Below are 12,585 nucleotides of genomic sequence, written 5' to 3'. Positions count from 1 at the left end.
CTTCGCGAGGTCGGCGCCGTGCAGGCCGGTGCGCACGAGCTCCTCGCGCAGGGTGAGGCCGGCCTGGGCGAGGCCTTCGAGGTAGCCGGTGTAGCGCTCCTGGCTGGTCCACAGGGTGCGGCGGTCGCCGAGGAACGCGATGTCGCGGTGGCCCAGTGCGGCGAGCTGCAGGACGGCTTCGCGGGAGCTGTCGCGGTTGGTGGTGGTGACGCAGTCGGTGCCGCCGAAGGTGGGTGGGCGGTCGACCAGCACCATCGGGTGCCGCGTTCGCGTTCCTGTTGCAGGGCGTCCTGGTGGCCGCCGGCGGCCATGACGACGACGCCGTCGACGCGGCGGGCGGACAGCGACACGAGCAGTTCACGTTGCAGGGAGTGGTCGTCCTCGCTGCTGCCGGCGAGCACGAGCACGCCGCTGTGACGGGCGCGGTCCTCGACGGCGCGCAGCAGGGCGGAGTCGAACGGGTTGGACAGGTCCTCGAACAGCACGCCGATGGTGGCGCTGCGGCGGTCGGATCTGCGCAGGCTGCTGGCGGTGAGGTTGGGGCGGTAGCCCAGGGTGCGTGCGGCGGCGCGGACGCGTTCGACGACTTCGGGGCCGGCGCCGGGCAGGTCGTTGATGACGCGGGAGACGGTCTTGGTGCTGACCTTCGCCAGGGCCGCGACGTCGCGCATCGTGGGTTCGCGTCTTCCGCCTGCTTGATCCATGTCCGCCCACCTCGGGTAACGCTTGCGTAACGGCCGCTTGTCGCGTCTTCTCCCGGAAAGCTAGCGTCAACGATGACGTAATGGAATCCCCCGGTTTTTCCCTCCCGGTTCGAACGGGCCGGGTCGACCAGGGACTGCTGCACCACTTGGTTTGAGTACCCGCGTAACCGTGCCCACTTCCTCACCTCTCGCTCCACACGGCCGGTTGCGTCAACGTTGACGTAGGAGGAGTCATGTCGCGCAGAGCGTTCGGGCTGACAACGGCGGTGTTGCTGACGCTGGCCGCGGCGGCCTGTGGGAACGGCGGCGGTTCGTCGGGCGGAGGCACGCTGGTCGGCCTGGTGACCAAGACCGACACCAACCCGTTCTTCGTGAAGATGAAGGAGGGCGCGCAGCAGGCGGCCTCGTCCTCGGGTGTGACGGTGCAGTCGTTCGCCGGCAAGCAGGACGGCGACAACCAGTCGCAGGTCGACGCGATCGAGAACCTGATCGCGTCGGGCGCGAAGGGCATCCTGATCACGCCGAGCGACTCGAAGGCGATCGTGCCGTCGGTGGACAAGGCGCGGGCGGCGGGGCTGCTGGTGATCGCGCTGGACACGCAGCTGGAGCCGGCGTCCGCGGCGGACGCGACGTTCGCGACCGACAACTACAAGGCCGGTCTGCTGATCGGGCAGTGGGCGAAGTCGAAGTTCGCCAAGGAGAACAAGCAGGCCAAGATCGCGCTGCTGGACCTCAACCCGAACCAGGTGTCGGTCGACGTGCAGCGCGACCAGGGGTTCCTGGAGGGCTTCGGCGTCGACGTGAAGGACAAGAACCGCATCGGTGACGAGGCCGACCCGCGGATCGTGGGCCACGACGTGACCGACGGCGCGCCGGAGGGCGGCCGCACGGCGATGGAGAACCTGCTGCAGAAGGACCCCGGCATCAACCTCGTCTACACGATCAACGAGCCGGCCGCGGCGGGCGCGTACGAGGCGTTGAAGGCGGCGGGCAAGGAGAAGGACGTCGTGATCGTCTCGGTCGACGGCGGCTGCCCCGGTGTGCAGAACGTCAAGGCCGGCGTGATCGGGGCGACGTCGCAGCAGTACCCGCTGAAGATGGCGCAGCTCGGTGTGGAGGCGGTGGCGAAGTTCGCCAAGGACGGCTCGAAGCCGCAGAACACCGACACCGGCGTCACGTTGGTCACCGACCAGCCGGCCGACGGCGTCGAGTCGAAGGACTCGGCGTGGGGCCTGCAGAACTGCTGGGGCTGATCGATGACAGCCGTGGTGGAGGAGCGGGATCGTTCGCTGCTGACGCGCGTGCAGCACGTGCTGCACGCGCAGGCCACGATCGGACCGGCGGTGGTGCTGCTGGCGTCGGTGATCGTGTTCGCGTTGCTGTCGGAGCGGTTCCTGACTCCGGGCAACATCTCGCTGATCCTGCAGCAGGTCGCGGTGGTGGGCACGCTCGCGGTCGGGCAGACCATCGTGATCCTGACGGCCGGTATCGACCTGTCGTGCGGCGCGATCATGGTGCTGACGTCGATCGTGATGGCCAAGGTGGCGGCCGAGACCGGGATGCCGGGGTTGCCGGCGCTGCTGCTGGGGTTCGTGGTGGGCACGCTGTGCGGGCTGCTCAACGGCGTGTTGGTGACGCGGCTGAAGCTGCCGCCGTTCATCGTCACGCTGGGCACGCTGAACGTGTTCTTCGCGCTGAACCTCTGGTACTCGGGCAGCGCCACGATCCGCGGCACCGACATGCCCTCGTTGCTGCTGTGGACCGGGCAGACGCTCAACATCGGCGGCACGCGCATCACCTACGGCTCGATCCTGCTGGTGCTGCTGGTGGGTGCGATGGCGTTCGTGCTGAAGAACACCGCGTGGGGCCGGCACGTCTACTCCACGGGTGACGATCTCGAGGCTTCCCGGCTCTCGGGCATCCGGACCGCGCGGGTCCTTCTCTCCGTGTACGCGACGGCGGGGCTGATCTACGCGGTGGCGGCGTGGACGTTGATCGGCCGGATCGCCTCGGCGAGCCCGCAGGCGGGGCAGATGGACAACCTGGACTCGATCACGGCGGTGGTGATCGGCGGGACGTCGCTGTTCGGTGGCCGTGGCGCGATCGTGGGGTCGCTGCTGGGCGCGTTGATCGTCGGTGTGTTCCGCAACGGCCTGGCGCTGGCGGGTGTGGACGTGCTGTGGCAGACGATGGCGGTCGGTGTGCTGATCATCGTGGCCGTGTCGCTGGACCAGTGGATCAGGAAGGTCAAGCCATGACCACACCGGTGTTGCAGGCACGCGGGCTGGTGAAGCGCTACGGGAAGGTGACCGCGCTGGCGGGCTCGGACCTGGAGCTGCTGCCCGGTGAGATCCTCGCGGTGATCGGCGACAACGGCGCGGGCAAGTCGTCGCTGATCAAGGCCCTGTCGGGAGCGGTGATCCCGGACGAGGGCGAGATCTTCCTCGACGGTGACCCGGTGACGTTCTCGACGCCGATCGACGCGCGGCGGGCGGGGATCGAGACGGTGCACCAGTCGCTGGCGGTGTCGCCGTCGCTCGACATCGCCGCGAACCTGTTCCTGGGCCGCGAACGGCGCCGTCGCGGTGTGCTGGGCTCGGTGTTCCGGATGCTCGACCGCAACGGCATGCGCGAGGAGGCCCGCCGCCAGCTCGACGCACTGGGGATCATGACGATCCAGAACCCCGGCCAGGCGGTGGAGACCCTCTCGGGCGGCCAGCGCCAGGCCGTGGCGGTAGCACGTGCGGCGGCGTTCGGCAGCCGCGTCGTGATCATGGACGAACCGACCGCCGCGCTGGGCGTGCGGGAGTCGCGCGCGGTGCTGGACCTGATCCTGCAGGTGCGCGACCGCGGTCTGCCGGTGATCCTGATCAGCCACAACATGCCGCACGTGTTCGAGGTGGCCGACCGCATCCACATCCAGCGGCTCGGCCGCCGCAAGGCCGTCGTGGATCCGAAGTCCGTGTCGATGTCGGACGCGGTGGCGATCATGACCGGGGCGATGGAGCCGCCTGCCGCCTAGCTCGCGCCGAAAGGGTTGTCGATCACGTACCGCCACCGGCCGTCCGCGCCTTTGCGTGCGACGTCGGTGGCGGTGCCTTTCGTGTCGCCGATGGTCCAGTCGACGATCAGCAGTGCGATGCCGTCGTGTTCGTAGACGTGGCGGGGCTTCAGGTCGATGGGCAGGCCGAGGTCGAGGAACCGCTGGTTGGCTGCTTTTCGCGCGGCCGCGGTGACGGTCTGGCCGGGTTCGGGGACGAACAGCCCGCTCGGTTCGTAGACGGCTTCGACGGCGTCCGCGTTCCGGGAGTTGAAGGCTTTCGCGAATTCTTCGGCCACACTGGCGGGGTGCAGGTTCATGCCGACAGCGTTGCTTCTCGCGAAATGGGTCACCAAACGGTTACATGGGACCGGCCGTCTGCGGACTGCCCGGTGGAGGTGGCACTGGCGGCGATCAGCGGCCGGTGGGCGACGCTGGTGCTGCGCGATCTGACGCACGGGCCGCGGTCGTTCTCCGACCTGCGTGCCGGGTTGCCGACGTTGAGCGCGAAGGTGCTGACGGAGCGGCTGGACGGGTTGGTGGCGCAGGGATTGGTGCGGTGTTCCCGCTCCCCCGGTTTTCCGGTGCGGACGTCGTATTCGCTGACGTCGAAGGGGCTGCTGCTGCGGCCGCTGCTGGAGCAGCTGTACCGCACGGGTGAGGCGTTACTCGACGAGGTCCCGGATCACTGACTCCAGTGGCGCGATGACGTTGCGGGAGGCCTTGAGCTCTTCGGAGACGAGCACCGTGTTCTTGCCCAAGCGTCGCCAGAACTGACCCTGGACGGGGATCTCGATGACGTCGAGCTCGAACAGCGGTGCGTGGCCGAGCTCTTCGGTGAGCTGATCGACTACCTCGTTGAGCGATGCGGAGAACGCCGCCATGGCGTCATCGCGTTGCCAGGTGACCTCGGGCGAGCTCCGGTCGGGCTGCCACTGGCCGTAGGCGTCACGCAGGTGTTCGGGCAGGCCGACGGGCCAGCGGCCGGGCACGTCCTCGGCGCCGCCGGTGACGAGGGACTGCGCCCACCACCGGTCCCACGCCGATCCGAACGTCTCCGGCAGCTCGACGTCGTGCACGCGCGGCACCGGCGGCGTGAGCGGGGGGATGGAGTCGGCGGTGGGTGTGCTGATGCCGAGTGCGTCGCGGACGTAGAGGGCGAAGGTGTCACCCGGTCCGCTCGACACCACCCACCGCTTCCCGCCTGGGTGAAGTTCCATGTGTCACGGTACCGCCGGTTTTCACAGCGGCACCGCGTCCAGCGCCTTGTAGATGCGCTTGTCGCTGACCGTGTACCGGGTGCCGATGGTCTGGGCGAAGTACGACAGGCGCAGTTCCTCGATCATCCAGCGGATCTCGTCGAGTTCGGGTGCGGGTTCGTCGGCGGGCGTCTGGGCGCGCAGTTCCCGGTACTCGGCGTGCACCTGGTGCACCTTCTCGGTCCACTCCAGGTCGCGGCGCGGGTTCTCGGGCAGTTTCTCGATGCGCCGGGAGATGCCCTTGAGGTAGCGCACGAGGTCAGGCAGGCGGTCATATCCGGTGCGCGTGACGAATCCCTTGTACACCAGCGAGTTGAGCTGCGCGCGGATGTCGGCCACGGAGTCCGGCGCGCCTTTGAGCCCGTTGAGCTTCAGCTCGGCCTCGTGGGCGGCTTCCAGTACCTTGCGGACTTCCTGGACGACGACCCAGGTGGTGTCGTTCAACGCGGCTTGGACCTTCTTCAGTTGCGCCGCATAGGCTTTCGCGTCCCAGGCGGGTTCGCCCATGAGCCGGTCGACGGCGGCTGTGATGCAGTCCGACAGCAGTGCCGCGACGCCGCCGTGCGGGTTGCGGGTCAAGGCGAGCTTGGCGGCGTTGTCGAGGTGGCGCTGCAGGTGCTTCACGGGCGAGTTGATGCCCAGCAGCAGCAGCCTGCGCACGCCGCGGCGGTGCGCGTAGGCCTGGCGGCCGGGGGTGTCGAGGACCTTGATCGCGACGGCCGAGCTCTGGTCGACCAGTGACGGGTACGCGGTCACGGTGATGCCGGACTGTCGTTGCTCGATCGTCTTCGGGAGCGTGTCGAAGTCCCAGGTCGTGAGGCCGGTGCGTTCGAGGTGGCCGGCGGCCTGGCTGAGCGACTCGCGGACCTCGTCGCGGAGTTTTTCCTTCAGGGCCGCGATGTCCTTGCCCTCGGCGAGGGTGCGGTTGTGCTCGTCGACGACCTGGAAGGTGAGCTTGAGGTGGTCGGGGACGGCGTCGAACTGCCAGTCCTCGCGCTGGACGGAGACGCCGGTCAACGCCCTGAGCTCGCGTTCGATGCCGCCGAGGAGGCTGGTCTCGGAGGGCTTGATGCGGGCGAGGACGGCGGTGGCGACGTCGGGCACGGGGACGAAGTTGCGGCGGATCTGCTTGGGCAGCGAGCGGATGAGCGCGACGACCAGCTCGTGCCGCAGACCCGGGATCTGCCAGGAGAATGCGTCGTCGTCCAGCGTGGTGAGCGCCGGAAGCGGGAGCTGGACGGTGATGCCGTCGTTCTTGGTACCCGGTTCGAAGTGGTAGCTCAGCGGGAGAGTGAGTTCGCCCTGGCGCCACTGGTCGGGGTACTGCTCAGGGCTGACGTCGGCGCGGTCGTTGACCAGCATGTCCTTGGTGAAGGTAAGGAGGTTCTTGTCCTTCTGCTTCTTCCACCAGGAGTCGAAGTGCCGCGCTGAGACGACCTCGGGGCCGACGCGCTGGTCGTAGAACTCGAACAGCGTTTCCTCGTCGACGACGATGTCACGCCTGCGCGCCCGGTTCTCGAGTTCCTCGACTTCTTCGAGCAGGGCGCGGTTGGTGTGGAAGAACCGGTGGTGGGTGGTCCACTCCCCCTGCACCAACGCGTGGCGGATGAACAGCTCGCGTGAGAGCTCGGGGTCGATGCGGCCGTAGTTGACCTTGCGGTCGGCGACGATCGGCACCCCGTAGAGCGTCACCTTCTCCAGGGCGACGACGGAGCCGCGTTTGGTTTCCCAGTGCGGTTCGGAGTACTGGCGTTTGACGACGTGTTCGCCGAGTCGTTCTGCCCATTCGGGTTCGATCTTGGCGACGATGCGGCCCCACAGGCGGCTGGTCTCGACGAGTTCGGCGGCCATGACCCACTGCGGGGGTTTCTTGGCCAGCGCGGAGCCGGGGAAGATCGCGAACTTGGCGTTGCGGGCGCCGAGGAACTCCGTGAGGGGGCGGCGTTTCTCGTTGGGTGCCTGCTTTTTGAGGACGTCCTTGACGCCGATGTGGCTGAGCAGGCCGGAGAGCATGGCGATGTGGATGTTGCGGGGGTCGCCGGGCTGGTCGTTGAGGTGCATGCCGATCTGCTTGGCGACCTGCCGCAGCTGCAGGTAGATGTCCTGCCATTCGCGCACGCGCAGGTAGTTGAGGAACTCGCTCTTGCAGAGTTTGCGGAACTGGTTGCCGCTGAGCGCTTTCTGCTGTTCTTTGAGGTACTGCCAGAGGTTGAGGAACGTGACGAAGTCGGACTCGGGGTCGACGAACCTCGCGTGCTGCTGGGTCGCGGCCTCCTGGTGCTCCGCGGGGCGTTCGCGGGGGTCCTGGATGGACAGTGCCGCGGCGATGATCATGACCTCTTTGAGGCAGCCGGTGGTGTCGGCTTCGAGCACCATGCGGCCCAGGCGCGGGTCGACGGGCAGCTGGGCGAGCTTGCGGCCGGTCGGGGTGAGCGTCTTCTCGGCGGCGTTGATCGCGCCGAGCTCCTGCAGCAGGCCGATGCCGTCGTTGATGTTGCGAGAGTCCGGCGGGTCGATGAACGGGAACCTGGCGACGTCACCGAGGCCGATGGCGGTCATCTGCAGGATGACGCTGGCGAGGTTGGTGCGCAGGATCTCCGCGTCGGTGAACTCGGGCCGTGCCTCGAAGTCCTCTTCGGAGTACAGGCGGATGCAGATGCCTTCGCTGACGCGGCCGCAGCGGCCCTTGCGCTGGTTGGCGCTGGCCTGGCTGATCGGTTCGATCGGCAGGCGCTGGACCTTGAGGCGGTGGCTGTAGCGGGAGATGCGGGCGTTGCCGGGGTCGACGACGTACTTGATGCCCGGCACGGTGAGGCTGGTCTCGGCGACGTTGGTGGCGAGCACGATCCTGCGGCCGGTGTGGCGCTGGAAGACCCGGTGCTGCTCGCCCACCGACAGCCTGGCGTAGAGCGGGAGGATCTCGGTGTTGCGGAGGTCTTCCGACTTGAGGGCGTCGGCGGTGTCGCGGATCTCGCGTTCGCCGCTGAGGAACACGAGCACGTCGCCGGGGCCTTCGGCCTGCAGCTCGTGGACGGCGTTGATGATGCCCTGGGTCTGGTCGTCGTCCTCCTCGAGCGGCCGGTAGCGGGTCTCGACGGGGTAGGTGCGGCCGGAGACCTCGATGATCGGGGCGTTCTCGAAGTGCTGGCTGAAGCGCTGCGGGTCGATCGTGGCGGAGGTGATCACGATCTTGAGGTCCGGGCGCCGTGGCAGGAGCTGCTTGAGGTAGCCGAGCAGGAAGTCGACGTTGAGGCTGCGTTCGTGGGCCTCGTCGATGATGATCGTGTCGTAGCGGCTCAGCGTCCTGTCGGTCTGGATCTCGGCGAGCAGGATGCCGTCGGTCATGAGCTTGACGAGGGTGTCCTCGCCGGACTGGTCGGTGAAGCGGACCTTGTAGCCGATGGTGTCGCCGAGCTTGGTGCCCAGCTCCTCTGCGACGCGTTCGGCGACGGTGCGGGCGGCGATGCGGCGGGGCTGGGTGTGGCCGATCTGGCCGATGACGCCGCGGCCGAGCTCCAGGCAGATCTTGGGCAGCTGCGTGGTCTTGCCCGAGCCCGTCTCGCCGGCGACGATCACGACCTGGTGGTTCGCGATCAGCTCTTTGATGTCGTCCTTGTGCTGGCTGACCGGCAGTTCCTGCGGGTATGTGATCTTGGGAACGGACTCCCTGCGCAACGCGACCTTCAGCGCGGCCTCGTCGATCTGGGCGGCGATCTCCTCGGTGATCTTGCGGCGCGCCATGGGGTCTTTGACCTTGCGTGCGCCGTCGAGGCGCCTGGCGAGCCGGCGTTGATCACGCGGCATGAGCTCGGGCAGGCGTTTGTGCAGTTCAGCGAGCGGGGTGTCCATTTGGGCTCAAGGATAGTCAGGCTGCTCGAATCGTTCGCGCCAATAACTGTCAGACCCTGTCGCTACCGTGCGGGCATGGATGCCGGGGGATTCTGGAAGCTGGTTGATCACGCCGTCGAGAAGACGGCTGACCTGGACGAACGGCGTGCGTGGCTGTCGGGGCGGCTGGCGTTGCTGCCCGTGGGTGAGATCGCCGACTTCGCGGTGCGGCTGGACGAGCAGCGGCGGCGGGTGGACACGTGGGCACACTGGCAGGCGGCGACGTTGATCTGCGGCGGTTTGTGCGGGATGGACTCGTTCTTCTACTTCCAGGCATGGCTGATCGGTCAGGGCCGGGAGGTGTTCGAGTCGGTCGCGCTGTCACCGGACGCGCTGGCTGCTCACCCGCAGGTTCGGCGCCTGGCCGCGCTGGACGCCTGGTCCGATGACGACTGGCCGGACTGGGAGGCGCTGTACCGGGTGCCGGACGCGGCGTTCGAGGCGGTGTCCGGGGGTGAGCTGGACGACCTGCTCGACTCGCGGGGACAGGTGCGGGCGTTCGACGTGTCGCCGGGCGGCGAGGACGTGAACATGGAGGATCCGGCCGACATCGCACGCCGGATTCCACGGCTGTGGGAGTTGTTCGGAAAAGCGGTGTGATGGCCCGTCCGGCGGACTCCGAAAATTGTCGGACCTCTCCGATAGCGTTGAGGGTATGGACCTCGACGTCTTCTGGGGACTTCTCGAACAGTCGGCTTCCGTTACCTCTGACCAGCAGGAACGCCGCGAGTGGCTGACGTCGCGGCTCGCATTGCTGCCACCTGGTGACATTTGCGGGTTCGAGACTTTGCTGACCGCGTCACGCGGTCGCGTAAACACGTTCTCACACTGGCACGCGGCTTATGTTCTGTGTGACGGGTTGTGTTCCGCGGAGCGTTTCTTCGCGTTCCAGTCGTGGGTGATCGGGCTGGGTCGTTCGGTGCTGGCGTCGGTGGCGGCGTGCCCGGACGCGCTGGCTGAGGTGCCCGCGGTGCGGACGTTGCTGGCGGTGGGCGCCGAGTCGTGGCCGGACGCGGCGTGGCCGTTGTGGGAGGGGCTGGACCGCGTGGCGCACGACGCGTTCTTCGCGGCGACCGGGCGTTCGCTGGACAACGCGCTGGCGATCCTGGGGTACGTGCCGGTCACGGACGCGGGACCGTTCACGGGTCCGGTGTGGGATCTGGACTCGCCGCTGGAGGCCGCGGTGCGGTTGCCGCGGCTGTGGGAGCTGTCGGGCGGGATGGAGGAGGCGGCCTAGCCGCCGCTCTCAAAAATTGTCAGACCCTGTCGCTAGCGTGCTCGGCATGGACCTGAACTCGTTCTGGGCCCTGGTGGAGTCCTCGGCTGTGGAGGCCTCTGACCAGGACGAACGGCTGGAGTGGCTGACCGCCGCGCTGGCTGGTCTGCCGCCTGCGGAGGTGGTGGAGTTCGCGGTGCGGCTCGACGAGCTGCGGCGCCGGGTGGACACGTGGGCGCACTGGCACGCGGCCGATGTGATCTGCGGTGGGCTGTGCTCGGACGACGGGTTCTTCTACTTCCAGGCGTGGCTGGTGGGTCAGGGGCGGTCGGTGTTCGAGGCGGTCGTGGCGTCGCCGGACGCGTTGGCTGATCTGCCGCACGTCCGGCTGCTGGCCTCGCGTGGTGGCGTGCACGCGTGGGCCGATGAGGACTGGCCTGACTGGGAGGGTCTCGACTACGTGGCGGCCGAGGCGTTCGACGGTGACCTCGACGCGGTGCTGGCCTCGCGCGTGCTCGCGTCGCCGGATCCGCCGGGTGAGCAGTGGGATTTCGCGGATCCGGCGGAGATCTCCGCGCGGATTCCGCGGTTGGGCGCGTTGTTCGGGAAGGTGGCGTGATGGACGTCGGAGTCGATGTGGTGGTGTGGCGGGCTCCTGGCCCGGCGTCGTCCGCGGAGGCGGCGGCCCGCTACGCGGAGCTGCGGGCGTCGCCGCTGGCGCGTTCGAGCCGGCGGTGGCGGCGTTCGTGCGCGAGTTACGGCAGACCTCGCCTGATCCGGCGTCGCCGGTGTCGTGGGACGAGGCGCTGACCGTGGGCACCGATGCGGTGATCGTGCACGTGGTGTGGCCGGGCCGGCAGCAGGTGCTGGATCTGGTGGCGCTATTGGCTTCCCGGCACGGTCTGGTGTGTTACGAGCCGGCGCGCCAGGTGGCGATGTCCTGACGCAGCCTTGCCTTCGTGTCCTCGGGCGCGAAGGAGACGTCGACGGCGTTGGTGGCGATCCGCGCGAGCATGTCGTCGTCGAAGCCGAGTGTGTCGCGCAGCAGCCGGTACTCGTCGGTGAGCGTGGTGCCGGTGGAGGAGGGTATGTCGGTGCTGAGCGTCACGGTCAGCTCGGCGTCCATCAGCAGTGGCAGCGGATGAGAGGAGACGGACTCGACCAGTCCCAACGCGACGTTGGACGACGGACACACTTCGAGCGGTACGGCACGGTCTCGCAGCAGCTTCAGGACCTCCGGATCCTCCAGCGCCCGGAACCCGTGCCCGATCCGGTCGGCGAGCCCGACGGTCACGGCTTCGGCGACACTCGGCGCTCCGCAGCACTCCCCGGCGTGGTGCACGAGCCCGATCCCGGCGTCTCGCGCGGCACGGAACACGGCGGCGAACGGGGTGAGGGGGTAGTCCTCCGCACCGGCCATCCCGATCGCCACGACCTGTGGGTGTGCCGTCGCGAGCCGGAGCGAGGCCTCGAAACGCTCGACCGGCCGCTTGCGCGGGTGGTCCACGATCACACGGCATTCGATGCCGTGGGCGGCCTGTCCTGCGGCGAGCCCGGACAACACCGCCTCGAGCGGCATGCCTGGATCACCGAGCCGTTCGCCGTGCGCTGCCGCGGTGAACGTGACCTCGGCGTAGCGGGTCCCCTGCGCTGCTTCCTCGGCGCAGAACTCGTACGCGATCCGGTGGAAGTCCTCGGCTCGCCGCAGGCAGTCCCGCACCGCCCCGTTGTGGGCGGCGAACTGCGCGAAGCCGTCGAACGGCCCGGCGGGCGCGGCGGGCACCTCGACGCCGTGGTGGTCGGCGAGCTCGGTGAGGGTGTCGGCCCGCACCGTGCTTTCCAGGTGCACGTGCAGGTGTGCCTTGGGCAACGTCGCAAGATCGCGCATGTGGCGCGACGCTACCCAGACGCACCTGTACGCGCCCGGCATTTTCGCTTCGCCGCCCGAGTCACCCGGACGAGTGGATTCTGTCCGGATCCACGCCTGACGCCGTCTAGTAGATGTCCTGAAAACATGATCAACCGCCTCCCCGCAAGTATGCGGAGCGCGGGGGTGCGGCTGGAACGGATGTGACGAGGGCACGGCGCGTCACCGGCCGATCGCCCCTGTGCAGCTGGAGCCGCAGTGGCGCCGTCACCTCCGCCATGGCCTGCGCCAGCCCTAGACGCAGCCCGCGCCAGCCCGAACACGGGGCCATCACACCCTGGGCTCGGCGGCGGCCAGCGGGATCGCGATCGCGTTGCCCATCCGCACTCCCCCACCCCGACCCCGACATCGCCGTTGATCTCGGGTAGCTCGAGCAGCGCGGACCACCACTCCGGAATCGCCACTGCGCCAACCCGGCGTTGGACTCGGCTGCCAGCGTCGCGACCTCCCGGCCCGGTGTGACCCGTGACCGGATCTCGACCGCGAACCGGTCCTTCTCCGCGGATCGCGGCTGGTCGCCGTGTCGCCGGCGCGTCGAGCGTCACGACCGC

At 68.5% G+C, this 12,585-nt stretch carries 13 protein-coding genes and 1 pseudogene; 8 read left to right on the top strand and 6 right to left on the bottom strand.

Annotated features, from left to right (window positions below; genetic code table 11):
* Window positions 1-255, bottom strand: a 255-nt coding sequence (locus FXN61_RS40085) for a substrate-binding domain-containing protein (protein ID WP_167979108.1), incomplete at its 3' end; no start/stop codon positions are given.
* Window positions 256-596: 341 nt separating this feature from the next.
* Window positions 597-671, bottom strand: a pseudogene (locus FXN61_RS56720) (LacI family DNA-binding transcriptional regulator); the annotation flags it as partial.
* A 266-nt stretch (window positions 672-937) separates the two neighbouring features.
* On the opposite strand from FXN61_RS56720, the gene FXN61_RS40075 reads away from it, so the two are divergent.
* From FXN61_RS40075 to FXN61_RS40065, 3 genes are read left to right on the top strand one after another with little or no spacing between them, the layout of a single operon-like run.
* On the top strand, window positions 938-1,957 hold the full coding sequence (locus tag FXN61_RS40075; protein WP_167979107.1) for a sugar ABC transporter substrate-binding protein: 1,020 nt from the start codon (window positions 938-940) through the stop codon (window positions 1,955-1,957).
* A gap of 3 nt (window positions 1,958-1,960) precedes the next feature.
* Window positions 1,961-2,962 carry an ABC transporter permease gene (locus FXN61_RS40070; protein WP_167979106.1) on the top strand — a complete coding sequence of 334 codons (1,002 nt, stop codon included), beginning with the start codon at window positions 1,961-1,963 and terminating at the stop codon, window positions 2,960-2,962.
* Window positions 2,959-3,726, top strand: a complete 768-nt coding sequence (locus FXN61_RS40065; protein WP_167979105.1) for an ATP-binding cassette domain-containing protein — start codon at window positions 2,959-2,961, stop codon at window positions 3,724-3,726. Before FXN61_RS40070 ends, FXN61_RS40065 begins: the two co-directional genes overlap by 4 nt.
* On the opposite strand, the gene FXN61_RS40060 is transcribed toward FXN61_RS40065, so the two are convergent.
* Window positions 3,723-4,064: a YybH family protein gene (locus tag FXN61_RS40060; RefSeq protein ID WP_167979104.1), complete on the bottom strand. Its 342-nt coding sequence runs from the start codon at window positions 4,062-4,064 to the stop codon at window positions 3,723-3,725. The genes FXN61_RS40065 and FXN61_RS40060 overlap by 4 nt on opposite strands.
* 72 nt (window positions 4,065-4,136) lie before the next feature.
* Here FXN61_RS40060 and FXN61_RS40055 point away from each other — a divergent pair, with 72 nt between their 5' ends.
* The gene (locus tag FXN61_RS40055; RefSeq protein WP_312878363.1) at window positions 4,137-4,436 is read left to right on the top strand and encodes a winged helix-turn-helix transcriptional regulator; all 300 of its coding nucleotides are present in this window, start codon (window positions 4,137-4,139) and stop codon (window positions 4,434-4,436) included.
* Here FXN61_RS40055 and FXN61_RS40050 read toward each other — a convergent pair.
* Window positions 4,410-4,964: a hypothetical protein gene (locus tag FXN61_RS40050; protein WP_167979102.1), complete on the bottom strand. Its 555-nt coding sequence runs from the start codon at window positions 4,962-4,964 to the stop codon at window positions 4,410-4,412. The genes FXN61_RS40055 and FXN61_RS40050 overlap by 27 nt on opposite strands.
* A gap of 21 nt (window positions 4,965-4,985) precedes the next feature.
* Window positions 4,986-8,852, bottom strand: coding sequence for an ATP-dependent RNA helicase HrpA (gene hrpA / locus FXN61_RS40045; protein WP_167979101.1), 3,867 nt, complete (start codon window positions 8,850-8,852; stop codon window positions 4,986-4,988).
* A gap of 75 nt (window positions 8,853-8,927) precedes the next feature.
* Between hrpA and FXN61_RS40040 the strand changes: the two genes are divergently transcribed.
* The 4 genes from FXN61_RS40040 to FXN61_RS40025 are packed head-to-tail and all read left to right on the top strand — an operon-like array spanning window position 8,928 to window position 11,051.
* Window positions 8,928-9,491 carry a DUF4240 domain-containing protein gene (locus FXN61_RS40040; protein ID WP_167979100.1) on the top strand — a complete coding sequence of 188 codons (564 nt, stop codon included), beginning with the start codon at window positions 8,928-8,930 and terminating at the stop codon, window positions 9,489-9,491.
* A 55-nt stretch (window positions 9,492-9,546) separates the two neighbouring features.
* Window positions 9,547-10,128 carry a DUF4240 domain-containing protein gene (locus FXN61_RS40035; protein WP_167979099.1) on the top strand — a complete coding sequence of 194 codons (582 nt, stop codon included), beginning with the start codon at window positions 9,547-9,549 and terminating at the stop codon, window positions 10,126-10,128.
* Window positions 10,129-10,174: 46 nt separating this feature from the next.
* Window positions 10,175-10,726 carry a DUF4240 domain-containing protein gene (locus FXN61_RS40030; RefSeq protein WP_167979098.1) on the top strand — a complete coding sequence of 184 codons (552 nt, stop codon included), beginning with the start codon at window positions 10,175-10,177 and terminating at the stop codon, window positions 10,724-10,726.
* Window positions 10,727-10,751: 25 nt separating this feature from the next.
* Window positions 10,752-11,051: a hypothetical protein gene (locus FXN61_RS40025; RefSeq protein ID WP_167979097.1), complete on the top strand. Its 300-nt coding sequence runs from the start codon at window positions 10,752-10,754 to the stop codon at window positions 11,049-11,051.
* Here FXN61_RS40025 and add read toward each other — a convergent pair.
* Entirely contained in the window at window positions 11,018-11,995 is a 978-nt protein-coding gene (add, locus tag FXN61_RS40020) for an adenosine deaminase (RefSeq protein ID WP_167979096.1), read from the bottom strand. The two genes, FXN61_RS40025 and add, sit on opposite strands and share 34 nt — an antisense overlap.
* Window positions 11,996-12,585 lie beyond the last annotated feature (590 nt).

This window comes from Lentzea indica (assembly GCF_012184385.1).
GTDB classification, from domain to species: Bacteria; Actinomycetota; Actinomycetes; order Mycobacteriales; family Pseudonocardiaceae; genus Lentzea; species Lentzea indica.
Note: the sequence above shows the minus strand (reverse complement) of the source record. Positions and strands in the feature narration are given on the sequence as shown.